The following is a 21685-nucleotide window of genomic DNA, read 5'->3' on the forward strand; positions in this document are numbered from 1 at the left end:
ATGACCGACACCGCTCTCACCCCGTCGGCCTTCGTGTCCCACGAAGCGCACGACCATCATGATACCGATCACAAGCCGGGTTTCTTCGCGCGTTGGTTCATGTCGACCAACCACAAGGACATCGGCACGCTGTACCTGATCTTCGCAATCGTCGCGGGGATCATCGGCGGCTCGGTCTCGGGGCTCATGCGCGCCGAGCTCGCGCATCCCGGCATCCAGTATCTGCAGGGCTGGGCGAGCATGCTCCACGGCGGCCCCGCCAGCCTCGACGAATCGCTCCATCTCTGGAACGTGCTGATCACCGCGCATGGCCTGATCATGGTGTTCTTCATGGTCATGCCGGCGATGGTCGGTGGCTTCGGCAACTGGTTCGTGCCGATCATGATCGGTGCGCCGGACATGGCGTTCCCGCGGATGAACAACGTGTCGTTCTGGCTGCTGATCCCCGCCTTCACGCTGCTGCTGGCCTCGCCGTTCTTCGGTGGCGCGGGTAACGGCTGGACGCTCTACGCGCCGCTCTCGACCTACGGCGAGCCCGGACCGTCGACCGACATGGCGATCCTCGCGCTCCATCTCGCGGGTGCATCGTCGATCCTCGGCGCGATCAACTTCATCACGACGATCTTCAACATGCGCGCGCCGGGCATGACGCTGCACAAGATGCCGCTCTTCGTGTGGTCGATGCTCGTCACCGCGTTCCTGCTGCTGCTCGCGCTGCCGGTACTCGCCGCTGCGATCACGATGCTGCTGACCGATCGTAACTTCGGCACGACCTTCTTCGATCCGGCCGGCGGCGGCGATCCCGTCCTGTATCAGCATCTGTTCTGGTTCTTCGGTCATCCCGAAGTCTACATCATGATCCTGCCGGGCTTCGGCATCGTCAGCCAGATCATCTCGACGTTCAGCCGCAAGCCGGTCTTCGGCTATCTCGGCATGGCGTATGCGATGGTCGCGATCGGCGTGGTCGGGTTCGTCGTGTGGGCGCATCACATGTTCACCACCGGCCTCAGCGTGAACACCAAGATGTACTTTACCGCGGCGACGATGGTCATCGCGGTGCCGACCGGCATCAAGATCTTCTCGTGGATCGCGACGATGTGGGGCGGCTCGCTCACCTTCAAGACACCGATGGTGTGGTCGATCGGGTTCATCTTCATGTTCACCGTCGGCGGCGTGACCGGCGTCGTGCTCGCGAATGGCGGCATCGACGACTACATGCAGGACACCTACTATGTGGTGGCGCATTTCCACTACGTGCTGTCGCTGGGTGCGGTCTTCTCGCTGTTCGCCGGGTTCTACTACTGGTTCCCGAAGATGACCGGCAAGATGTACAACGAGTTCCTCGGCCAGCTGCACTTCTGGGTGTTCTTCGTCGGCGTGAACGTGATGTTCTTTCCGATGCACTTCCTGGGCCTTCAGGGCATGCCGCGCCGCATCCCGGACTACACGCCGCAGTACGAGCATTGGAACACGGTCGCCTCGGTCGGCTACATGATCATGGCCGCGGGCATGGTGGTGTTCTTCGTCAACCTGATCTGGTCGCTGGTCGCGGGCAAGCCAGCGGGCGACAACCCCTGGGGCGATGGTGCGACGACGCTGGAGTGGACGATCTCCTCGCCACCACCGTACCACCAGTTCGAGACGCTGCCGCGGATCGATTAAGGCGGAACAGGGCCATCAGGCCCCCGCCCGGCCGGCGCGGCAACGCCGCGTCCGACGACACGGGACTCGCTCCCGTGTCGGGGCCAGCCAAGCAAAAGAACTCCTCGGGGAAACCCGGGGCGTTTTTTGGATAAGGCAGCACCGCTGGCGTCGACACGAGAACGCTCCCCCGCCGCGCCACGTCGGATCGCGGGGCGCCCATCCGGCTGAGTCCCGCTAACGAACCAGCGAAACAGCACCCCTCGACCCCGTCACCCAGCGAAAGCTGGGGTATCATCCTGAGACTCCTGTCACGACAGACGCGGGAGACCCCAGCTTTCGCTCGGGTGACGGTGGTAGAGCGCAGAGCCTGACAACCATGTGACGAAGATCAGGCGTGCGCCACCAAGCCACGCCGCTTTCCCCCAAGCCTTTCAACGCGTATAGCGTACCCGAACCATGACTCCCGCAACTCCCCTCCTGCCACCGGCGCATTGGCGCGATTTCCTGGCGCTGACCAAGCCGCGCGTGATGACGCTCGTCGTCTTCACCGGGCTCTGCGGTATGCTGGCCGCGCCCGTTGGCGTGCATCCAGTGATCGGCTTCACCGCGATCCTCTGCATCGCGCTAGGCGCGGGCGCGGCGGGAGCGCTCAACCAATGGTACGAGTCGGACATCGACGCGGTCATGCGCCGCACGCAGAAGCGCCCGCTCCCCGATGGCCGCATGGAACGCCAGGCAGCGCTCCATTTCGGCGTCGGCTTAGGCGCATTCTCGGTCCTGTTCATGGGGTTCGCGGTCAACGCGGTCGCCGCTGCGATCCTGACCGTCTCGATCCTGTTCTACGTGCTGATCTACACCGTCTGGCTCAAGCGCCGTACGCCGCAGAACATCGTCATAGGTGGTGCCGCGGGCGCGTTCCCGCCGCTGATCGGCTGGGCCGCGGCGACCGGTGATGTCGCGTTGCTCCCCGTCCTGCTGTTCCTGTTCGTATTCCTCTGGACGCCGCCGCATTTCTGGGCGCTCGCGCTGTTCATGAAGAGCGATTACGCCGCCGCTGGCGTGCCGATGCTCCCCGTCGTGTCGGGCGAACGCACCACGCGGACGCAGATCGGGCTTTACACGATCCCGATGGCGGCGGTCGCGATCCTGCCCTGGCCGCTCGGGCTGACGGGGCCGATCTACGGCATCGCCGCGGTCCTGCTGACCGGCTGGTTCGCGCTGCTCGCCGTCCGCGTCGCCAAGCGCACCACGCATGCCGACGACCTGATGAAGCCGGAGAAGGCCTTGTTCAAATACTCGATCCTGTATCTGTTCGTGATGTTCGGCGCGCTGGTCGTCGACCGGTGGTTCGCATGAGCATGCCGGATCCCATCCGCGAGGAAGATCTCATCCGCAGCCGCCAGCGCGGTCGAGCGCGCGTGATGGCCATCCTCCTGGGCGCATTCGTAATCCTCGTCTTCGCGATCTCGATCGCCAAGATCCGCGCGGGGATGCCGCACTGATGGCTGGCTGGAAGGCCATGTCGCGCACCAATCGTACTGCGGCGCTCGCGGTGCTCTTCATCTGCTTCATGACCGGCCTCGCCTGGGCCAGCGTGCCGCTCTACCGCCTGTTCTGCGCCGCGACCGGGCTCAATGGCACCACCAACCGCGGGCTCGCAGCGCCTGGTGCGGTAGACCACAAGATCACCGTCGATTTCGATACCAACGTCAGCCCCAAGCTGCCGTGGAAGTTCATGCCCGAGAATCGTTCGGACACGATCGACGTCGGCGCGCGCGACATGGCGTTCTTCACCGCCACGAACACGTCGAACAAGCCGCTTACCGGCACCGCGACGTTCAATGTCCAGCCCGCGCAGGCCGGCAAGTATTTCACCAAGATCCAGTGTTTCTGCTTCACCCAGCAGACGCTGAAACCCGGCGAGACCGCTCGGATGCCGGTGATCTTCTTCGTCGATCCGAAGATCCTCACCGATCCCGACGCCGCCGATATCCAGACGATCACGCTCAGCTATACGTTTTACCCGGTGGATTCTGCGAAAACAGCCAGCTAGAACGGTTTCAAAGAAAATAGGGGAGTACCGATGGCCGGCGCCAAGAACCATGATTACCACATCCTGCCGCCGAGCATCTGGCCGCTGGTCGGATCGTTCTCGGCGCTGATCATGGCGGTCGGCGGCATCATGTGGATGCACGGCGGCCATATCGACAAGCCGAACGGCGGCGGCTGGATCTTCTTCATCGGCCTGACCGGGCTGCTCTTCACCTTCTACAGCTGGTGGGCGCAGGTCATCAAGGAAGCGCATGCGGGCGATCACACGCCGGTCGTCCAGCTCCATTTCCGCTACGGCATGATCCTGTTCATCGCCTCCGAAGTGATGTTCTTCGTCGGCTGGTTCTGGGCGTTCTTCGACTTCTCGCTGTTCCCGACCGCGATGACGTTTGCCGACGGCACCGTCACGCGCGCGGTCGAAGGCGGCGCGGCGATCGTCGCGCAGTGGCCGCCCAAGGGCCTGACGGTCATCAACCCGTTCGAACTGCCGCTGCTCAACACGCTGATCCTGCTGACGTCGGGCACCACGGTGACGTGGGCGCATCATGCGTTGATCCACAACCAGCGCGGCGGCGAGAAGACCGGGCTATGGGGCCTGATCGGCGTCGGCAACCGCGACGGTGTGCTGAAGGGCCTGTGGCTGACAGTGATCCTCGGCGCGCTGTTCAGCTCGATCCAGGCGTATGAATACGTCCACGCGCCGTTCCCGTTCAAGGGCATCAACTACGGCGCGTCGTTCTTCATGGCGACCGGCTTCCACGGCTTCCACGTGCTGATCGGCACGATCTTCCTGATCGTCTGCCTGGTCCGCGCGTACCGCGGCGACTTTACGCCGAAGCAGCATTTCGGCTTCGAAGCGGCGGCCTGGTATTGGCATTTCGTCGACGTTGTGTGGCTGTTCCTGTTCGTCACCGTCTACGTCTGGGGCGGCTGGGGCGCCCCCGTCCACGGCGGTTGAGGGTTACTACTTACCACCCCGGCGAAGGCCGGGGCCCAATTGGTGAGGTTGCGGTAACGAAGCGCGGTCCTCCGTTGGCAACGTCCCCCAATTGGGCCCCGGCCTCCGCCGGGGTGGTGGGTTTTGCCGGTATCGCACTGCCGCAAGCCAACGATCCCGCCGCCCCTTGTTCTCCCGCGAAGGCGGGAGCCCAGTCTGGGTTCCCGCCTTCGCGGGGAAACAAAGAGGTGGAGCGCTGACCGCATGACCGAAGACCCATACCCGCTCGCCAACGCCCCCACGATCGCCCAGGTCGCGCTCAAAGGCTTGTGCCCTCGCTGCGGCAAGCCCACGCTCTTCGCGAAATGGTCCAACTTCGCCGACCGCTGCCCGAATTGCGGGCTCGACTTCAGCAAGTTCAACGTCGGCGACGGCCCCGCCGCGTTCCTGACGCTGATTCTCGGCGCCGTCGTCGTGGCCCTCGCAATCATGCTCGAACTCAAGGTCCACCCTCCGCTCTGGCTGCACATGCTGATCTGGATCCCCTTTACCGCCGGCGGAGTCGTGTTGTCCCTAAGAGCGGCAAAGGGCGCCCTCATGTCCGCCGAATACCGCAACGCAGCCCGCGAAGGCCGAATCGACCCGTGACGAGACGCATCCCGATCATCCCCACCATCCTCGTCACGCTCGCAATTGCGGCGATGATCGGCCTCGGCCTGTGGCAACTCCTCGACCGCCTCCCGAAAAAGGAAGCGTTCCTCGCCCAGCTCGCCGCCAACCCTGCCAAGCCGCCCATGGCCTTCCCGCGCTTCCCCGACGAGACGCTCCTCTTCCGCCGCGCCTCCGGCCTCTGCCTCCAGCCGCCCGAGATCAAACTTGCCGGCGCCGGCAAATCCGGCTTCCGCGCGATCGCCGAGTGCCGGACCGGCGCGGAAGGCCCTGGCATGATCGTCCAGCTCGGCACCACTCGCGACCCGATGGCGAAGATCGCCTGGGCTGGCGGCGAAGTCTCCGGCTTTATCAGCCACGCACCCGACGGCCGTTCGCTGATCGGATCACTGTTCGATCACACCCCGCAACGCCTGATGCTGGTCGCCGACACCCCGCAGGCCGGCCTCAGCCCCAACGGCAAGCCCGACATCGCGTCGGTCCCGAACAACCACCTCGCCTATGCAGGCCAGTGGTTCTTCTTCGCCGCCATCGCCGCGATCATCTACACCATCGCGCTGCGCCGCAGGTCACGAACGGGACTAGACGTACGATAACGCGGCAAACCAACCACCGTCATCCCAGCGAAAGCTGGGATATCCCCGTGTGGCACGCGTCATCTGCCTCGTGAGATACCCCAGCTTTTGCTGGGGTGACGGAATGGGGCTAGGGGCAACGGACTGCCGCTGAGGTAAGGGACTCGGGACTGGGAACCGACGGGATCGCCCACCGTACTCGCCCGAAAGCTTGTCGCCTCCCCCCATTCGCTAACCGGCTTGGCCATGCGTTACATCAGCACCCGCGGCTCGGCGCCGATCCTCGATTTCGAAGCGGCGACGCTCGCCGGTCTCGCCTCCGATGGCGGCCTCTACCTCCCCGACGCGTGGCCGACGATGATCCGCGACGAGATCGCCGCGCTCGCCGGGCTGTCCTATGTCGACACGGCGGTCGCGGTGATGGCCCCGTTCGTCGGCGACGCGATGACACGCGAGGAACTGAAGGCACTCTGCGAACAGGCCTATGGCCGGTTCTCGCACGCCGCGGTCGTCCCGCTGGTCCAGCTCGACCACGACCAGTGGCTGCTCGAACTCTTCCACGGCCCGACGCTCGCGTTCAAGGACGTCGCGCTCCAGCTGCTCGGGCTGTTCTTCGAACGCTTCCTCGCCGGCACGGACAAGCGCCTGACGATCGTCGGCGCGACCAGCGGCGACACCGGCTCGGCGGCGATCGACGCGGTCGCGGGACGCGAGGGGATCGACATCTTCATGCTCCACCCGGTCGGCCGCATCTCCGATGTCCAGCGCCGCCAGATGACCACGGTGCTCAGCCCCAACGTCTACAACATCGCCATCGAAGGCAGCTTCGACGATGCGCAGGCGCTCGTGAAGGCGATGTTCAACGATCGCGCCTTCTCGACCAAGTTCGCGCTGTCCGCGGTCAATTCGATCAACTGGGCCCGGCTGATGGCGCAGGTGGTGTATTTCTTCTATGCCGCCGTCCGCCTCGGCGCGCCTGATTGCGAGGTCGCGTTCGCGGTCCCGACCGGCAATTTCGGCGACGTGTTCGCAGGGTACGTCGCGGCGAAGATGGGGCTGCCGGTGGCCAAGCTGGTGGTCGCGACCAACGTCAACGACATCCTCCACCGCGCGCTCAGCACCGGCGATTACTCGAAAGGCGGCGTCCAGCAGACCCCGACGCCTTCGATGGACATCCAGGTCAGCTCGAACTTCGAACGCCTGTTGTTCGATCTCGGCGATCGTGACGGTGCCGCGCTGGCCGCGCAGATGGCAGGCTTCGAATCGTCAGGAGCCATGCGCCTGACCAACGCACAGTCGCAGGGCGCATCGGCCCTCTTCCAGAGCGAGCGCATCGACCTCGACGACATGACGCTGGCGATGCGCTGGGCACACGAGCATGCGGGGCAAGTGATCGACCCGCACACCGCGATCGGCCTCGCCGCCGCGCTGCGCACCGAAGTCCCCGCCGGCGTACCGATCGTCACACTCGCCACCGCGCACCCCGCCAAGTTCGGCGACGCGGTCGAGCGTGCCACCGGCGTCCGCCCTTCGCTGCCAACCCGCGTCGGCGACCTGTTCGACCGCGAGGAACGCTACGCCACGCTGCCCGCGACGTTCGACGCGATCACCGCCTACATCACCGAGCGCGCGAAGCCGTCGGCATGAAGCTGCATACCCTCATCGGCGAACCCTGGGCGGATTACGGCCTGATCGACTCCGGTCACGGCAAGAAGCTCGAACGCTATGGCCGATTCCGCTTCATCCGGCCCGAGCCGCAGGCGATGTGGGCCCCCGCCTCGACCGACTGGCAGGCGCAGGGCGAATTCGTCCCCGGCTCGGACGAGGACGGCGGCGGTCGCTGGGAGTTTTCGGAGCCCGTCCCACGCGAAGGCTGGACGCTAAAGTGGAACGAGGTCTCGTACACCGCGCAGACCACCCCGTTCCGCCACCTCGGTTTCTTCCCCGACATGGCGCCGGTGTGGAGTTGGATGCGCGAGCGCGTCGCGGGGCTCGACTCGCCTGAATGCATGAACCTGTTCGGCTATACCGGCGTCGGCACGCTGGCGATGGCGACCAAGGGCGTCCGCATGGTGCACGTCGATGCGTCGAAGAAGTCGGTCGAGGCGGCCAAGGCCAACGCGAAACTGTCGGGCATGGCCGACGCGCCGATCCGCTGGATGACCGACGACGCGGCGAAGTTCGTCGCGCGTGAGGTGCGGCGGGGGCGGCGGTATGATGGAATCCTGCTCGACCCGCCGAAATATGGGCGTGGGCCGGAGGGCGAAGTCTGGCGGCTTGAAGAGGACCTTCCGAAGCTGATCGCCGATTGCCGGAAGCTGCTCGACGAGAATTCGCGGTTCCTGTTCCTGACGGTCTACGCGGTCCGGATGTCGGCGCTGGCGATCGGCGAGTTGCTGAACCAGGTCTTCGCGGACCTGCCGGGCAAAGTCGAAGTCGGCGAACTCGGCGTCCGCGAAGAAGCGCGCGGCCTGACACTCCCCACAGCAATTTGGGCCCGCTGGAGCTGCTGAACTAGGCCTCTTGGCTACCACCCCGGCGAAGGCCGGGGCCCAATCGGAAAGGTTGGAGTAACGAAGGGCAATCCTTCGTTGGCTACGTCCCCCAATTGGACCCCGGCCTCCGCCGGGGTGGTGGTTAGTTCAGAGGTTATCGCCCGTCACAATCGGCGGAATTACCCCGGAATCTGCTGCGAGATGCAGTGAAAGCTCCCGCCACCCGTCAGGATATGATCCGCACGTTGCCCGACCACTTCGCGATCCGGGAACAGCGCCTGGATCGCCACCACCGCCGCCTGGTCGTTCTCAGCGCCGTACAATGGCACCACCACCGCGGCATTGCCGATGTAGAAGTTCATGTAGCTCGCCGGCACGACCTCCTCGTCGCGCAGCACGCGGCCCGGCGACGGGATCGTCACGACCTCCAGCCCGGCAGCCTCGGCGTCGCGCGCCGCGTTCTGGTACACCTGCCAGTTCGGATCGTTGTCGGTCGCCTTGGGGATCGCCACGCGTCCCTCGCCGACGAACCGCGCGAGGTTGTCGACATGGCCATCGGTATGATCGTTGACCAGTCCGTCGCCCAGCCACACCACGCGGGTATAGCCGAGATCGGACGCCAGCCGCGCCTCGATCTCCGCCTTGGTCAGCGACGGATTGCGGTTGCGGTTGAGCAGGCACTGCTGCGTCGTGACGACCGTCCCGGTGCCGTCGCCATCGATCGCACCGCCCTCGAGGACCCAGTCGCACGCCTCGACCCGCGTGTTCCGATTTTCCGCCAGCCGCTGCCCGATCGTGTCGTCGCCCGGCAGGTCGTACTTCCCGCCCCAGCCGTTGAACCGGAAGTCCCGCGCGCTGCCGTCGCCGACGATGATCGGCGCGGTATCGCGCAGCCAGATATCGCCGAACGGCTCGACCACCACGTCCGCGAACGGCGCCAGCTTCTTGGCGGTGGTCGCCGACCCGACATCGGCGGCGACCAGGATCACCGTCTCGCCCTTGCCGCCGGCGTGCACCGCCTTGGCAAACGCGACGACCTCGTCCCGCGCGGGCTCCAGATCCTCCAACCACAGGTCCGCATGGCTCGGAAAGCCGATCCAGACGGCCTTGTGGTGCGCCCATTCGGCGGGGGTAGAGACTGCGGTAGTCGTCGGGGTCACTTACTTGGCTCCTGCGCGATCGCGGTCACGGATGCCGCGGAATTCGGCGGTCTTATACCAGTTCGGCCACAGACTGGTATCGTCTGCGAGCTTGCGCCCGAGCCCGTAATAGATCGTCAAATCCTCGACCGCACCCGACCAGTCCCACTTCGCATCATATTCGTCCGCGGGCTTGTGATACCGGTGCGCGACATAATCCTCGCGCGCCGCATGCCCCGCCGCCGTACCGCCAACGACAAGGTCCTCGCCGCTGCCGCCATCAAGCATCGGCACGCCCAGCTTGGCGAAACTAAAGTGATCCGACCGGTAATAGCCGCCGCGCTCCGGGTTAGCCTCGACACCGATCACACGGCCCTCGGCAGCAACGAACGGCTTCACCAGATCCTCGATCTCCGATTTCCCCGCGCCGGTCAGCACGAAGTCCTTCGCCCGCCCGTCGACGTTGAGCACGTCCATGTTCACGCCGCCGACGGTATGCGCGAGCGGATAGATCGGATGCTCGGCATAATAGCGCGACCCGAGCAGCCCGGACTCTTCCGCCGTCACAGCTAGGAATGCGATCGAGCGCTTGGCCGGCCCCGCCTTCACCTGAGCCTCGGCCAGCGCCACCAGCCCTGCGACACCGCTCGCATTGTCCGCCGCGCCGTTGCAGATGTCGTCGCCATCGACCGCGTCGCAACGCCCGAGATGATCCCAGTGCGCCGAATACATCACATAATCGTTCGGCGCCGCCGTCCCCGGCAGCACGCCGATGACGTTCTTAGACGCCTGCCGCTTAATCGTGTTGTCGAACCCGCCGCCGAATTTCAGCCCGAGCGGTACCGCCTTGAACCCCTTAACCTTCGCCGCCGCCGCCAGCGTAGCGTAGTCCTTCCCCGCACTCGCGAACACGCGCTCGGCCGCCGCGCGCTGTATCCAGCCGACGATCTGCGACTGGTCGAGATGATCGCCCTTCTCGTCCAGCTCGAGCTGCGGCCCGGTCCAGGACGACTGCACCACCGCCCACGGATACGCGGCCGGCTCGGTATCGTGGACGATGATCGCCGCCGCCGCGCCGTGCTTGGCAGCATTCTCGAACTTGTACGGCCAGCGCCCGTACCACGTCATCGCGCGCCCCTCGAAAGGCCCCTCGCGCGACATCGTCTGCCAGTCGGCATCGTTGATGAGGATGACCACGGTCTTCCCCTTCACGTCGGTGCCCGCATAATCGTCCCAGCCCTTTTCGGGCGCGGTGATGCCGTAGCCGACGAATACCACGTCACTGTTCGCCACCGCAGACTTTGGCGCCACGCGGTAGGTGCCTGCGACCATGTCGGTGCGATAGGCGAGGCTGATGGGTGTCTTGCCGCCGGTGAAGCTGAACGGTGCGACGTTGCCCGCGGTGATCTCCACCATCGGCACGTCCTGCGTCCATGATCCCTTATTGCCGGGCTTCAACCCCGCCGCCTTCATCCGCTCGACGATGTACGCGACCGTCTTAGCCTCCGCAGGCGTAGTCGGCGCGCGGCCTTCATACGCGTCCGACGACAGCACCTGCGTGACGGTCTTCAACGTCTCGACCGAGATCGCAGGCGTGGTCTGCGCGGACGCGGCGGTCCCGAGCAGCAGGAGAGGCAGGATGGCAGCGCGCATGGTCATTTCCCCATTTGGTTGCGCGCGTTCTGGCAAAGCCCGGCGCGCATGTCCACGAAGCGACAAGGGGCAACGAAAAAGGGCGGCCCCGCAGGACCGCCCTTTTCCTCGTATCGATCGTACCGACAGATCAGCGCGAGTAGAACTCGACGACCAGATTTGGTTCCATCTTCACCGGGTAAGGCACTTCGTCGAGCGTCGGGACGCGCGTGAAGGTGACCTTGGCGGCGCCGTCGGTGGCGACGTAATCGGGGATCTCGCGCTCGGCGAGGCTCTGCGCTTCCATAACCAGCGCCATTTCCTGCGCCTTCGAACCCAGCGTGATCTCGTCGCCGACGAAGCAGCGACGCGAGGCGATGTTGCACTTCACGCCGTTGACGCGGATGTGGCCGTGCGAGACGATCTGGCGTGCCGCGAAGATCGTCGGTGCGAACTTGGCGCGGTAGACGATCATGTCGAGGCGCTGCTCGAGCAAGCCGATCAGGTTCTGCGAGGTATCGCCCTTCAGACGCGCAGCCTCGTGGTAGCACGCACGGAACTGCTTCTCGGTCACGTCGCCGTAATAGCCCTTGAGCTTCTGCTTGGCGCGCAGCTGGATACCGAAATCGCTGACCTTGCCCTTGCGGCGCTGGCCGTGCTGGCCTGGACCGTATTCGCGCTTGTTGACCGGCGACTTGGGACGACCCCAGATGTTCTCGCCCATACGGCGATCGAGTTTGTACTTCGCGCTTTGACGCTTCGACATAGTAAGTCCTTGGCAAATGCTAACAACGTTGTTCCCGGTATCGCTCTGCTGGCTGTACGAGACGGATGTCCAGACAGGGCAGGGCCACCGCTTCACCGGGGTGCAGGGCCATTGCGAAGGCGGGCGCCTAGACGGGGGCGGTCCAGAGTCAAGCTGGACAGGCCGGATGGGGCTCGGCAAGAGACGGCGCATGACCATTCTCCCCGGCCCAGATTGCACCACCATGACCGACGTCCGCGCAGGCGTCGACGCGCTCGACCGCGACTTGGTCGCGCTGCTCGCCAGGCGGTTCGCGTACATGGACGCCGCCGCACGCATCAAGCCGGAGCGTGGGCACGTCCGCGACGAGGATCGGAAGACACAGGTGATCGACAATGCGCGGGCCGAGGCGGTGAGACTGGGCGTGCCGGAGGCCGTGGTCGCGGATTTGTGGGAACGCCTGGTTGAAGCCTCGATCGCCTACGAACTCGCCGCCTTCGACCGGCGCTAGGCTCGCGGCCGCTTCCCCGCCAGCGACGACAGCACGCCGCGGAGAGTTCGGATCTCCTGGCTCGACCAGCCCGGCTTCGTCAGCAACGTCCGCAGAGTCCGCCGCGTCGACTGCATCTTGTCGGGCAGGTGGAAGAACCCCGCCCCCATCAGCATCGCATCGAGCTGCCCGATCATCCCGTCGAGCTCCTCCTGCGGGGCGAGGCGGCATGATCGGGTTGATCGACGGCTGCGACAGCTCGCGGTCGGCGGTGAGGCCTTTCGACCATTCATAGGCCACGAGGATCACCGCCTGGGCGAGGTTCAGCGAGCCGAACTCCGGATTGATCGGCACCGTGATAATCGTCCGCGCCACCGCGACGTCGTCGGTTTCGAGGCCGGAGCGCTCGGGTCCGAACAGGATCGCGGAGCGGCCGGGGGCGGCGTGGATATCTGCCGACGCCTGTTCGGGGGTGACGACCGGCTTGGTGACGCCGCGTTTGCGAACCGTGGTGGCGAACACCTGCGCGCAATCGGCGGTGGCGGCGGCGACGCTGTCGTAGACCTTCGCGTTCTGGAGCACGATGTCGGCACCGCTGGCGGCGGGGCCGGCGGAGGGGTTGGGCCAGCCGTCTCGCGGGGAGACGAGGCGCATTTCGGTGAGGCCGAAGTTCAGCATGGCGCGCGCGGCCTTGCCGATGTTTTCGCCGAGTTGGGGGCGGACGAGGATTATGACGGGGGTGGGGTGGCAGCATCGACCACCCCCACCCCATCCGAGACCACATAGCTGTCGCTAACCGCGCCCGTACTCGTCATGTTTTCGTCAATCACGTCGCCAAATCCACCAATCTTGCCATGCTCACCAAAGTCGTCCGGCTCAGCCAATTCATCGTGCTTGGACAAACCATCCCGCTCACCCACCCCACCCCGTTCGTCCTGAGTAGGGGTTGAGCGAAGCCGAAGACCCGTATCGAAGGATTTGCGCGAGAGTAAGCGCACTGCGGCCCAATCGCCCGCCGCCAACGCTTCCTTCTTCGCCCGCGTCCAGCCTTTCAACTGCCGCTCGGCCTCGAGCGCCTCGATCCGGCTCGGGAAATCCTGCGACCACATCAGCGTGACCAGGCGCCGGTTGTGCGTATATCCGGGAAGCTCACCGTGCTGATGTTGCGCGATCCGGCGTTCGAGCGCGTCGGTGTGGCCGATGTAATAGCTGCCGTCGAAACAGCGGAGCATGTAGGCGTAAAAGCTCATGCAACCTGTCCTTCGATACGGGCCTTCGCCGCGCTCAGTCCCTACTCAGGACGAACGGGAGGGGTGGAGGAACCGCCGATAAGGTAAAGTTTGCGATGCTGCCAGCGGTGCGGACACTAGCCTGGGCAAGGCTGAACGACGACGAGACTGCACGACGACGAGATGAACGAGGACAAGCTGGGACAAGCCAAACTCACTCCGCTCGCCCGACCTCCTCCACACTCCCGGCAAAAGCCTCGAAGTCCTTCGCCTCGCTGAAATCCCGGTACACACTCGCAAACCGGATATACGCCACCGAATCGAGCCCCTTGAGCCCGTCCATCACCATCTCGCCGATCCGCTTCGACGTGACGTCGTTCTCGCCCAGCGTCTCCAGCCGCCGCTGGATCCCGCTCACCAGCTTCTCGATCCGCCCAGCCTCGATTGCCCGCTTCCGAGTCGCGATCGACAGCGACCGGAGCAGCTTCTCCCGGTCGAACGGCTCTCTCCGCCCCTCGCTCTTCAACACGAACAGCTCGCGCAACTGGATGCGCTCGAACGTCGTGAAACGCGCGGCGCACCCTTCGCACTGGCGCCGACGTCGGATCGCCGCCCCGTCTTCGGTGGGGCGGCTGTCCTTTACCTGGCTGTCTTCATGTCCGCAGAAGGGGCAGCGCATTCAGACCTTCTTCTTGCCCTTGTAATAGGCGTAGCCCGCGCCCGCGAGTGCGCCGAAGATCGGGCCGATCACCGGCACCGGGATCGCCACGACTGCGCCGAGTGCGCTCCACTTGGCCATGCTCTTGCCGAGGCCGGGGGTCGCCTTGATGTCGTTCTGGATGTCATCGATCTTCGACATGTCTTATCCTTGATAGATCGGGAAGCGCGCGCAGAGTGCACGAACACGCGTCCGAACGTCCGCCTCGACTTCCGGGTCCCCATGCTCGCCCTTTTTCGCGAGGCCGTCCAGCACGTCGGCGACCATGTTGCCGATCTCGCGGAACTCCGCCGGCCCGAACCCACGCGTCGTGCCCGCGGGCGAGCCGACGCGGATGCCGCTGGTCTTGACCGGCGGCAGCGGATCATTGGGGATGCCGTTCTTGTTGCAGGTGATGCCTGCGCGCTCCAGCGCCTCATCCGCATCGCGGCCGGTGATGCCCAGCGGCGTGAGGTCGATCAGCGCGAGATGCGTGTCGGTGCCGCCCGAGACGACGTCCGAGCCACGCTCCTTGAGCGTTGCCGCCAGCACCTTCGCGTTCTCGACGACGGCCGCGATGTAGCTCTTGAAATCGGGCTGGAGCGCCTCGCCGAACGCGACCGCCTTCGCCGCGATCACGTGCATCAGCGGCCCGCCCTGGAGCCCCGGGAACACCGCCGAGTTGAACTTCTTCGCCAGCGCCTCGTCGTTGGTCATGATCATGCCGCCGCGCGGACCGCGCAGAGTCTTGTGCGTGGTGGTCGTCACGACGTGCGCGTGGCCGAACGGCGTCGGGTGCAGGCCGGCTGCGACGATCCCGGCGAAATGCGCCATGTCGACCATGAAATACGCGCCGACCTTGTCCGCGATCGCCCGGAAGCGCGCGAAGTCGATCGTGCGCGGATAGGCCGAGCCGCCCGCAATGATCAGTTTCGGCTGATGCTCGACCGCCAGCGCCTCGACCTGATCGTAGTCGATCAAATGCGTGGTCGCGTCGACGCCGTACTGAATGGCGTTGAACCACTTGCCCGACATCGCCGGCTTGGCGCCATGCGTCAGGTGACCGCCCGCATCGAGGCTCATGCCGAGGATCGTATCACCCGGCTTGACCAGCGCCAGCATCACCGCGCCGTTCGCCTGCGCGCCGGAATGCGGCTGCACGTTGACGAACCCGCAGCCGAAGATCTGCTTGGCGCGCTCGATCGCCAGCGTCTCGACCGTGTCCGACGGCGCGCAGCCCTGGTAATAGCGCTTGCCCGGATAGCCCTCGGCGTACTTGTTCGTGAACACCGAACCCTGCGCCTCGAGCACCGCCTTCGAGACGATGTTCTCCGACGCGATCAGCTCGATCTGCGTCTGCTCGCGCTCGAGTTCGGCAGCAACGCCGGCGAAAACGGCAGCGTCCGCATCGGTGAGAGTACGCGTGAAAAAGCCGTCCGGCTGGACGTCATGGAGTTCGCGGGGCTGGGTGCTCATGCGGGGACCTTTAACTTGTCGACACGGAGTTGATGACGGCCGCCGGCGAAATCGGCGGACAGGAAAGCTTCGACGCACGCCTTGGCCATTTCCTCGCCGATCAGGCGGGCGCCCATCGCGATGGCGTTGGCGTCGTTATGCACGCGCGCAAGGCTCGCCGACAGCGGTTCGGAGACGAGCGCGCAGCGGCAGGCTGGATTGCGGTTGGCGGCGATCGAGATGCCGATCCCCGAGCCGCACAGCGCGATACCGCGCTCGACGCGACCATCGGCGATCGCGGCCGCAAGCTTGAAACCATAGTCAGGATAATCGACGCTGGCGGTGCCTTCAGGGCCAAGGTCGAGCACATCATGCCCCATCTCCCGCAACCACGTTGCGAGCACCGCTTTCAACGAAACGGCGGCGTGATCGGACGCGATGGCGATGCGCACCTGGCGTAATCCTGTGACGGGAGATCGGGTGCCCAGCCCCTTACCCACCCGAGCCGGAATTTGCCACACCTGTTCGCAGGTCTAAGCGATCCTCCCCCGCCAGGGGAGGTGGCTGGCGCTTGCCAGACGGAGGGGGAGGTAAGCGCAACATCTGTTCCGTGCCCTCCCCCTCCGTCGCCTTCGGCGCCACCTCCCCCTTGCGGGGGAGGATCGAAAGATTGACTGTCGCCCCCGTCCTCAAGGAGACATCCATGAAAGCCCTCACCCTGCTCGCCGCCGCCGCGCTGACAGCCTGCTCCGGCCCCGCCCCCGACACCAGCAGCGACGGCAACATGACGTCCGCAGGATCGGTCGACCGCAAGCTCTCCGCGCCCAAGCCCAAACCCGCGCCCGACTACACCGGCCGCTGGATCGGCGTCGAAGGCATGGTTCTCGACGTCGCGCCGACCGACACCCCCGGCCACTACGCGCTGACGATGCAGTGGGACCTCGACAACAAGGGCAAGTTCGACGGCACCGCGACCGGCGACACGATATCCTTCGATCGCGGCGGGATACGCGAAACGCTTCGCCCGACCAACGGCGACGCGACCGGCCTGAAATATCTGTTCGGCAAAACCGACTGCCTCACCGTCAAGCCCGGCGAAGGCTATTGCCGCGAGCGACTTAGCCGCTAGGTTCCGGATCGTGACCATGGCCTTTTCAAATGCGGACGCGGCGCGCGCATCTCTCCGAGGTGCTCCTGCGCACCGGGCAAGAGGACCGCGACGCGTTTCGCGAGCTCTATTCGCTGACCAGTGCGAAGCTTTTCGGCATCACCCATCGTATCTGCGGCAACGCCCAAGCCGCGGAGGATGTGCTGCACGAGGTCTATCTTACGATCTGGAAACGCGCCGGTGCCTGGGAACCCGGCCGCGCGAGCCCGATAACCTGGTTGGCGACGATCGCGCGCAACCGCGCCATCGACTGGCAGCGCGCGCAGGGCGTCCGCCGCACCAGCCCGCTGGACGATGCGCCCGACATTGCCGATCCCGGCGAAGGCGCTGAGGCCGGGATGCTGGCGAGCGAATCGTCGCGCGAATTGATCGAGTGCCTCGATGGCCTCGAACCGCAGCAGCGCGACGCGATCCGCACCGCGTTCTTCGACGGCGTCACCTATGCCGAACTTGCAGTGAAACGTGCGGTCCCGCTCGGTACGATGAAGAGCTGGGTCCGCCGTGGTCTCGCCCGCCTGAAGGATTGCCTCGATGGTTGATCCGATCCCCGACACCGGCGTGCCCCAAGATGTGGCGGCCGCCGAACTTGCGCTCGGCTTGCTCGAAGGCGAGGAGCGCGGAGCAGCGCTGCGCCGCGTGCTCGCCGAACCCGGTTTCGCCGCGCAGGTCGAATGGTGGCGGTCGCGTCTGGCCGCGTTGTTCGACCTATGGCCGGAATACGCTGCCCCGCCGCATCTCGCCGCGCGGATCGAAGCCAGCCTCGACGGTCCAACTCCCGCCAAGACCAGCCGCTTCGCCTGGCCCGCACTCGCGGCCGTCACCAGCGCGATCGCCGCGTCGCTGTTGCTGTTCGTCATGGTTCGCCCCGAACCGACCGTGCCCGTCGCACAGCCGGTCCCCGTCGCCCGCGCGTCGAGCGTGCTCGTTGCGATGCTCGGCGATGCGAAGTCGCCCGTCGCCGCGGTCTTCGATCCTGCGAACGGCGCGCTCCGCGTCGCGGCAGGTCCCGGCGTTCCGAATGCGCGGGTCGCGGAACTCTGGGTGATCGGCGGCGACGGCGTGCCGCACTCGCTCGGCCTGCTCTCGGGACGTCCGACGTCGCTGGCACCGAAGGGCGTCGACCGCGGTCGCATTGCGCCCGGCGCGACGCTGGCGATCTCGGTCGAGCCGCTCGGCGGTTCGCCGACCGGCCTGCCGACCGGCCCGGTCGTCGCTACCGGCGTGGTCGCGCGCGTCTGATGCCCGTCTGATGACAGCGCGACCCGCCGCGACCGGCGGCATCCCGCCGATCGCGCGCCTGCTCGGGCTGAGCGGACTTCTCCCACAACTTGGAGCAGTCGCGCTGCTGCTGGGCGGCGATCCGCAAAGCCGGTTCTCAGCGCTGGCGATCGCCTATGCCTATGCCGCGATCATCCTGAGCTTCCTTGGCGGTCTCTGGTGGGGCCTCGCCGCACGCACCGACTCGCCGCCGCGCTGGCTCTGGTTCGCCAGCGTAGCGCCCTCGCTGGTCGCGCTCGCGACCGCCTGGCCCTGGATGGTCGGCCTGCGCTGGCCCGGCCCCTCGCTCATCGTGCTCGGCATCAGCCTGATCGGTGCATTGCTCGTCGACCGAGCCCTGGTCCGCGTCGGCATAGCCCCGCCCGGCTGGATGGCACTGCGCGTGCCGTTGTCGCTCGGCCTCGGCGTCCTGACGATGCTCGCCGCCTCGCTTTAAGGCCACGCCGCACGATTCGCTGGTTGGCTCGATTCATGGTACGCATCGGTCATGAACACATCCGCCGCGAGTCTCCGCACCGATCGGCAGGAAATGGCGCGTTTCACCACCGTCGAGTTCCTGAGCATGGGTGAGTCCGGCGCGTTCGACGACATGAAGGTCGAACTGGTCGAAGGGGAACTCGTCCGGATGAACCCGCCCCAGTTTGCGCACGCGTCGCGCCAGGCCAAGATTGCCATTCGCCTGTCGCGTCTATTTGCTGAGTCGAGAATCGTTGGCGAGGCCGGCGTCGATCTGGGTAACGATACGGTGCTTGGTTGCGACGTCGCAGTTCTACGTACATCGGTTGAAGAAAACCGCCTGTTGCTCGCCGCCGACTTCCTGCTCGTCGTCGAAGTCGCGGAAACGTCGGTTGCGCGCGACACCACGATGAAGCGCTTCGCTTATGCGCGCGGTGGCATTCCGCATTACTGGGTCGTCGATGGCAGCAGATCCGTGGTCCACGTTTACGCCAAACCTGTGGAAGGCGATTATACGCGCTTCCATTCGGTCGGCTTTGGCGAAGCCCTCGACGTCCCCGGCACCGACGGCACCATCACGATCGACTAGCTATCGCTGCTCCGCCTAGACGAGACCAGCCTCAGGCGGCCTTGCGCAAGTCCAGCCTGCTCCAGATCTCCACCAGCGCGTCGGTCAGTTCGCGCATCATTGCCTCGGTATGCGCAGGGCCCGGCGTGAACCGCAGCCGCTCGGTGCCGCGCGGCACGGTCGGGTAGTTGATCGGCTGCACGTACACGCCGTATTCGGCGAGCAGCACGTCGCTGATCTTCTTCGCCTTGACCGGATCGCCGACCATCAGCGGCACGATATGCGTATCGCCGAGCATCACCGGCAGCCCGGCGTCCTTCAGCATCGCCTTCAGCATCGTGGCCGACGCCTGCTGCCCCTCGCGCTCGACGCTCGAGCTTTTCAGATGCCGCACGCTCGCGAGCACGCCAGCAACCAGCACCGGCGACAGCGACGTCGTGAAGATGAACCCCGGTGCGTACGAGCGGATCACATCGACGATCGTACGATCGGCGGCGATATAGCCCCCCATCACACCGAACGCCTTGCCCAGCGTCCCCTCGAGGATCGTGATCCGGTGCGCGACCTCGTCCCGCTCCGAGATGCCGCCGCCGCGTGCGCCGTACATCCCAACCGCATGGACTTCGTCGCAATAGGTCAGCGCGTTGTACCGGTCGGCAAGGTCGCACACCGCCGAGATCGGCGCGATGTCGCCCTCCATCGAATACACGCTCTCGAACGCAATCAGCTTCGGTGCCGCCGGATCTTCGGCCGCGAGAAGCTCTTCGAGATGCGCGAGATCGTTGTGGCGGAACACCCGCTTTTCGCAGCCCGAGTTGCGAATCCCCGCGATCATCGACGCGTGATTCAGCTCGTCCGAAAAGATGATGCAGCCCGGCAGCACCTTGGCGAGCGTCGCCAGCGTAGCCTCGTTCGAAACGTACCCGCTCGTGAACAGCAAAGCCGCTTCCTTGCCGTGCAGGTCGGCGAGTTCGCCCTCCAGGTCGACATGGTAATGCGTGTTGCCGCCGATGTTGCGCGTGCCGCCCGAGCCCGCGCCGACGTCGTGCAGCGCCTCTTCCATCGCCGCGATCACCTTGGGGTGCTGGCCCATCGCGAGGTAATCGTTCGAGCACCACACCGTGATCGGCTTGGGCCCGTTATGCCCGGCGAAACAGCGCGCGTTCGGGAAAGCGCCCTTGTTGCGGAGGATGTCGATGAACACGCGGTAGCGCCCTTCGGCATGCAACCGGTCGATCGCCTGCGTAAACACGCGCGAATAATCGACTCGCGGACCCGAGATGGAATCCGTTGCCGTGATGCCGTTGGTAATCATACGCTTGGGCACTACGCCTCGCTTTCACTCGTTTCCAGCGCAATACCGCTCTTACGGTGATCGCTTTCCTCATCCTGGGTGCACATTGCCACGATGCGCCCGCGAAGCAAGGTGCCACATTGTCCCAGGTTAACGCTTAAAGCTGCTCGATCCTGCCGAATCCACGTGCCGCCAAAGCCGGTCCGAGCGCATTTTCGTCGTCGCCCAACCGGGTAAAGACGGCGATGCCCTCGCCCGCGCCCGACCATGATTCGCCCTGCATCAGGTGAACGATCCGCCGCGCGATCCCGGGACCACCGTCGACGAACCGCACACCGGGTGCCGCCATGGCCAGCTCCGCCTCGACCAGCGGGAAATGCGTGCAGGCGTTGACGATCACGTCGATTCGCTCCCCGCCGGGTTGCGAGAACAGCCCGTCGAGCACCGCCACATAGCGCTCAGGCGCCACCGCTCGCCCGTGCAACTTGGCCTCCGCCATCTCGACCAAGGCCGCCGACCCGTAGCGCAGCACCGTGCAATCGCCCGCGAACCTTGCCGCCAGATCGTCGACATACGCCTGCCGCACGGTCGCCTCGGTCCCCAGCACGCCGATCGTCCGCGTCTTCGACAGCAGCGCGGCCGGCTTGATCGCGGGCACCGTTCCGACCACCGGCAGGTCGAGCGCCGCGCGCACTACCGGCAGCGCGATCGTCGAGGCGGTGTTGCACGCGATCACGATCAGCCGCGGCCGATACCGCTCCGCCAACCGCCCCAGCAACACCGGCACGCGGGCGGCGATCTCCGCCTCGCTCTTCGTGCCGTAGGGAAACCCGGCCGAGTCGGCGGCGTAGACGAACGGCGCATCGGGGAGCGCCCCGCGCGCGGCCCGACGATCGACAACCCGCCGACACCGGAATCGAAGAACAGGATGGGGCGCGTGTCCATCCATGCGCCTTAGGACGGAACGCCTTAAGCAAACCAGAGCCTTCCCCCCGCCATCCTGACGAAAGTCAGGACCCAGGGTTACAAGGGTTGTCCTCCGTGGCTCTGGGTCCTGACTTTCGTCAGGATGACGGAGGGTGCTGTGAGGTCGGCACCCGCTCGACGCCATTTGCCGTCAGCCCCGCGTCGTTTATAAGCGCCCTCGGAACGGGGGACATAC

At 65.7% G+C, this 21685-nt stretch carries 24 protein-coding genes and 2 pseudogenes; 15 read left to right on the top strand and 11 right to left on the bottom strand.

Annotated elements, in window-relative coordinates:
• From ctaD to QP181_RS13330, 9 genes are all read left to right on the top strand, one after another.
• Complete coding sequence (ctaD, locus tag QP181_RS13290) at positions 1 to 1662, top strand: cytochrome c oxidase subunit I (RefSeq protein ID WP_333928815.1); 1662 nt, start codon at positions 1 to 3, stop codon at positions 1660 to 1662.
• Positions 1663 to 2100: 438 nt separating this feature from the next.
• Positions 2101 to 3000: a heme o synthase gene (locus tag QP181_RS13295; protein WP_333928816.1), complete on the top strand. Its 900-nt coding sequence runs from the start codon at positions 2101 to 2103 to the stop codon at positions 2998 to 3000.
• Positions 3001 to 3002: 2 nt separating this feature from the next.
• The gene (locus tag QP181_RS13300; RefSeq protein ID WP_333929695.1) at positions 3003 to 3146 is read left to right on the top strand and encodes a cytochrome c oxidase system small membrane protein; all 144 of its coding nucleotides are present in this window, start codon (positions 3003 to 3005) and stop codon (positions 3144 to 3146) included.
• Positions 3146 to 3697 carry a cytochrome c oxidase assembly protein gene (locus QP181_RS13305; protein ID WP_333928817.1) on the top strand — a complete coding sequence of 184 codons (552 nt, stop codon included), beginning with the start codon at positions 3146 to 3148 and terminating at the stop codon, positions 3695 to 3697. The genes QP181_RS13300 and QP181_RS13305 overlap by 1 nt, the downstream gene beginning before the upstream one ends.
• Before the next feature lie 30 nt (positions 3698 to 3727).
• Complete coding sequence (locus tag QP181_RS13310) at positions 3728 to 4654, top strand: cytochrome c oxidase subunit 3 (RefSeq protein ID WP_333928818.1); 927 nt, start codon at positions 3728 to 3730, stop codon at positions 4652 to 4654.
• A gap of 243 nt (positions 4655 to 4897) precedes the next feature.
• Positions 4898 to 5281: a DUF983 domain-containing protein gene (locus tag QP181_RS13315; RefSeq protein WP_333928819.1), complete on the top strand. Its 384-nt coding sequence runs from the start codon at positions 4898 to 4900 to the stop codon at positions 5279 to 5281.
• Positions 5278 to 5898 (top strand): SURF1 family cytochrome oxidase biogenesis protein, encoded by a 621-nt coding sequence (locus QP181_RS13320; protein WP_333928820.1) that lies wholly within the window; start codon positions 5278 to 5280, stop codon positions 5896 to 5898. The genes QP181_RS13315 and QP181_RS13320 overlap by 4 nt, the downstream gene beginning before the upstream one ends.
• A gap of 225 nt (positions 5899 to 6123) precedes the next feature.
• Positions 6124 to 7524 carry a threonine synthase gene (gene thrC, locus QP181_RS13325; RefSeq protein ID WP_333928821.1) on the top strand — a complete coding sequence of 467 codons (1401 nt, stop codon included), beginning with the start codon at positions 6124 to 6126 and terminating at the stop codon, positions 7522 to 7524.
• Positions 7521 to 8390 carry a class I SAM-dependent methyltransferase gene (locus tag QP181_RS13330; protein WP_333928822.1) on the top strand — a complete coding sequence of 290 codons (870 nt, stop codon included), beginning with the start codon at positions 7521 to 7523 and terminating at the stop codon, positions 8388 to 8390. The genes thrC and QP181_RS13330 overlap by 4 nt, the downstream gene beginning before the upstream one ends.
• A gap of 161 nt (positions 8391 to 8551) precedes the next feature.
• Here the strand turns inward: QP181_RS13330 and QP181_RS13335 are convergent, their stop codons facing one another.
• From QP181_RS13335 to rpsD, 3 genes are all read right to left on the bottom strand, one after another.
• Complete coding sequence (locus QP181_RS13335) at positions 8552 to 9532, bottom strand: agmatine deiminase family protein (protein WP_333928823.1); 981 nt, start codon at positions 9530 to 9532, stop codon at positions 8552 to 8554.
• Positions 9533 to 11164 (bottom strand): M28 family peptidase, encoded by a 1632-nt coding sequence (locus tag QP181_RS13340; RefSeq protein WP_333928824.1) that lies wholly within the window; start codon positions 11162 to 11164, stop codon positions 9533 to 9535.
• Positions 11165 to 11294: 130 nt separating this feature from the next.
• Positions 11295 to 11909: a 30S ribosomal protein S4 gene (gene rpsD / locus QP181_RS13345; protein ID WP_056053294.1), complete on the bottom strand. Its 615-nt coding sequence runs from the start codon at positions 11907 to 11909 to the stop codon at positions 11295 to 11297.
• 190 nt (positions 11910 to 12099) lie between these two features.
• On the opposite strand from rpsD, the gene QP181_RS13350 reads away from it, so the two are divergent.
• Positions 12100 to 12399, top strand: a complete 300-nt coding sequence (locus QP181_RS13350; protein ID WP_333928825.1) for a chorismate mutase — start codon at positions 12100 to 12102, stop codon at positions 12397 to 12399.
• Here QP181_RS13350 and QP181_RS13355 read toward each other — a convergent pair.
• The 6 genes and pseudogenes from QP181_RS13355 to rpiB all read right to left on the bottom strand — a co-directional run bounded on the left by QP181_RS13355 (position 12396) and on the right by rpiB (position 16211).
• Positions 12396 to 13056, bottom strand: a pseudogene (locus QP181_RS13355) (RNA methyltransferase). The gene QP181_RS13350 and the pseudogene QP181_RS13355 overlap by 4 nt on opposite strands.
• A 50-nt stretch (positions 13057 to 13106) precedes the next feature.
• Complete coding sequence (locus QP181_RS13360; RefSeq protein WP_333928826.1) at positions 13107 to 13628, bottom strand: GIY-YIG nuclease family protein; 522 nt, start codon at positions 13626 to 13628, stop codon at positions 13107 to 13109.
• A gap of 193 nt (positions 13629 to 13821) precedes the next feature.
• Entirely contained in the window at positions 13822 to 14286 is a 465-nt protein-coding gene (gene nrdR / locus QP181_RS13365) for a transcriptional regulator NrdR (RefSeq protein ID WP_056487307.1), read from the bottom strand.
• Positions 14287 to 14466, bottom strand: a complete 180-nt coding sequence (locus tag QP181_RS13370) for a hypothetical protein (protein ID WP_031394946.1) — start codon at positions 14464 to 14466, stop codon at positions 14287 to 14289.
• Between the two features lie 3 nt (positions 14467 to 14469).
• The gene (gene glyA, locus QP181_RS13375) at positions 14470 to 15780 is read right to left on the bottom strand and encodes a serine hydroxymethyltransferase (RefSeq protein ID WP_333928828.1); all 1311 of its coding nucleotides are present in this window, start codon (positions 15778 to 15780) and stop codon (positions 14470 to 14472) included.
• Positions 15777 to 16211, bottom strand: coding sequence for a ribose 5-phosphate isomerase B (gene rpiB, locus QP181_RS13380; protein WP_332756118.1), 435 nt, complete (start codon positions 16209 to 16211; stop codon positions 15777 to 15779). Before rpiB ends, glyA begins: the two co-directional genes overlap by 4 nt.
• Positions 16212 to 16462: 251 nt before the next feature.
• Here rpiB and QP181_RS13385 point away from each other — a divergent pair, with 251 nt between their 5' ends.
• Genes QP181_RS13385 through QP181_RS13405 form a run of 5 tightly spaced genes read left to right on the top strand, consistent with a single transcriptional unit; the run spans position 16463 to position 19250 of the window.
• Positions 16463 to 16888, top strand: a complete 426-nt coding sequence (locus QP181_RS13385; protein ID WP_332756117.1) for a hypothetical protein — start codon at positions 16463 to 16465, stop codon at positions 16886 to 16888.
• 29 nt (positions 16889 to 16917) lie between these two features.
• Positions 16918 to 17466: a sigma-70 family RNA polymerase sigma factor gene (locus QP181_RS13390; protein WP_333928829.1), complete on the top strand. Its 549-nt coding sequence runs from the start codon at positions 16918 to 16920 to the stop codon at positions 17464 to 17466.
• The gene (locus tag QP181_RS13395) at positions 17459 to 18166 is read left to right on the top strand and encodes an anti-sigma factor (protein WP_333928830.1); all 708 of its coding nucleotides are present in this window, start codon (positions 17459 to 17461) and stop codon (positions 18164 to 18166) included. The genes QP181_RS13390 and QP181_RS13395 overlap by 8 nt, the downstream gene beginning before the upstream one ends.
• Positions 18167 to 18176: 10 nt before the next feature.
• A complete protein-coding gene (locus QP181_RS13400; RefSeq protein WP_333928831.1) occupies positions 18177 to 18641 on the top strand; it encodes a DUF3429 domain-containing protein in 465 nt (154 codons plus the stop codon).
• A gap of 51 nt (positions 18642 to 18692) precedes the next feature.
• Positions 18693 to 19250, top strand: coding sequence for a Uma2 family endonuclease (locus tag QP181_RS13405; protein WP_333928832.1), 558 nt, complete (start codon positions 18693 to 18695; stop codon positions 19248 to 19250).
• 31 nt (positions 19251 to 19281) lie between these two features.
• Here the strand turns inward: QP181_RS13405 and hemA are convergent, their stop codons facing one another.
• Together hemA and murI are read right to left on the bottom strand one after the other, a co-directional pair.
• Complete coding sequence (hemA, locus tag QP181_RS13410; protein ID WP_333929634.1) at positions 19282 to 20544, bottom strand: 5-aminolevulinate synthase; 1263 nt, start codon at positions 20542 to 20544, stop codon at positions 19282 to 19284.
• A 136-nt stretch (positions 20545 to 20680) separates the two neighbouring features.
• A pseudogene (gene murI / locus QP181_RS13415) lies at positions 20681 to 21468 on the bottom strand (glutamate racemase).
• Positions 21469 to 21685 lie beyond the last annotated feature (217 nt).

The sequence above is a fragment of the Sphingomonas sp. LR55 genome, from assembly GCF_036856015.1.
Lineage (GTDB): Bacteria > Pseudomonadota > Alphaproteobacteria > Sphingomonadales > Sphingomonadaceae > Sphingomonas.

Bases quoted from the DNA above. Each gene is read 5' to 3' on its own strand.
- QP181_RS13340 (WP_333928824.1), bottom strand. From the start codon at position 11,164: ATGCGCGCTGCCATCCTGCCTCTCCTGCTGCTCGGGACCGCCGCGTCC.
- glyA (WP_333928828.1), bottom strand. From the start codon at position 15,780: ATGAGCACCCAGCCCCGCGAACTCCATGACGTCCAGCCGGACGGCTTT.
- QP181_RS13360 (WP_333928826.1), bottom strand. From the start codon at position 13,628: ATGAGCTTTTACGCCTACATGCTCCGCTGTTTCGACGGCAGCTATTAC.
- QP181_RS13300 (WP_333929695.1), top strand. From the start codon at position 3,003: ATGCCGGATCCCATCCGCGAGGAAGATCTCATCCGCAGCCGCCAGCGC.
- QP181_RS13350 (WP_333928825.1), top strand. From the start codon at position 12,100: ATGACCATTCTCCCCGGCCCAGATTGCACCACCATGACCGACGTCCGC.
- QP181_RS13390 (WP_333928829.1), top strand. From the start codon at position 16,918: ATGCGGACGCGGCGCGCGCATCTCTCCGAGGTGCTCCTGCGCACCGGG.
- QP181_RS13295 (WP_333928816.1), top strand. From the start codon at position 2,101: ATGACTCCCGCAACTCCCCTCCTGCCACCGGCGCATTGGCGCGATTTC.
- QP181_RS13310 (WP_333928818.1), top strand. From the start codon at position 3,728: ATGGCCGGCGCCAAGAACCATGATTACCACATCCTGCCGCCGAGCATC.
- rpsD (WP_056053294.1), bottom strand. From the start codon at position 11,909: ATGTCGAAGCGTCAAAGCGCGAAGTACAAACTCGATCGCCGTATGGGC.
- QP181_RS13385 (WP_332756117.1), top strand. From the start codon at position 16,463: ATGAAAGCCCTCACCCTGCTCGCCGCCGCCGCGCTGACAGCCTGCTCC.
- QP181_RS13305 (WP_333928817.1), top strand. From the start codon at position 3,146: ATGGCTGGCTGGAAGGCCATGTCGCGCACCAATCGTACTGCGGCGCTC.
- thrC (WP_333928821.1), top strand. From the start codon at position 6,124: ATGCGTTACATCAGCACCCGCGGCTCGGCGCCGATCCTCGATTTCGAA.
- QP181_RS13370 (WP_031394946.1), bottom strand. From the start codon at position 14,466: ATGTCGAAGATCGATGACATCCAGAACGACATCAAGGCGACCCCCGGC.
- QP181_RS13405 (WP_333928832.1), top strand. From the start codon at position 18,693: ATGAACACATCCGCCGCGAGTCTCCGCACCGATCGGCAGGAAATGGCG.
- QP181_RS13330 (WP_333928822.1), top strand. From the start codon at position 7,521: ATGAAGCTGCATACCCTCATCGGCGAACCCTGGGCGGATTACGGCCTG.
- QP181_RS13315 (WP_333928819.1), top strand. From the start codon at position 4,898: ATGACCGAAGACCCATACCCGCTCGCCAACGCCCCCACGATCGCCCAG.
- QP181_RS13395 (WP_333928830.1), top strand. From the start codon at position 17,459: ATGGTTGATCCGATCCCCGACACCGGCGTGCCCCAAGATGTGGCGGCC.
- QP181_RS13400 (WP_333928831.1), top strand. From the start codon at position 18,177: ATGACAGCGCGACCCGCCGCGACCGGCGGCATCCCGCCGATCGCGCGC.
- hemA (WP_333929634.1), bottom strand. From the start codon at position 20,544: ATGATTACCAACGGCATCACGGCAACGGATTCCATCTCGGGTCCGCGA.
- nrdR (WP_056487307.1), bottom strand. From the start codon at position 14,286: ATGCGCTGCCCCTTCTGCGGACATGAAGACAGCCAGGTAAAGGACAGC.
- ctaD (WP_333928815.1), top strand. From the start codon at position 1: ATGACCGACACCGCTCTCACCCCGTCGGCCTTCGTGTCCCACGAAGCG.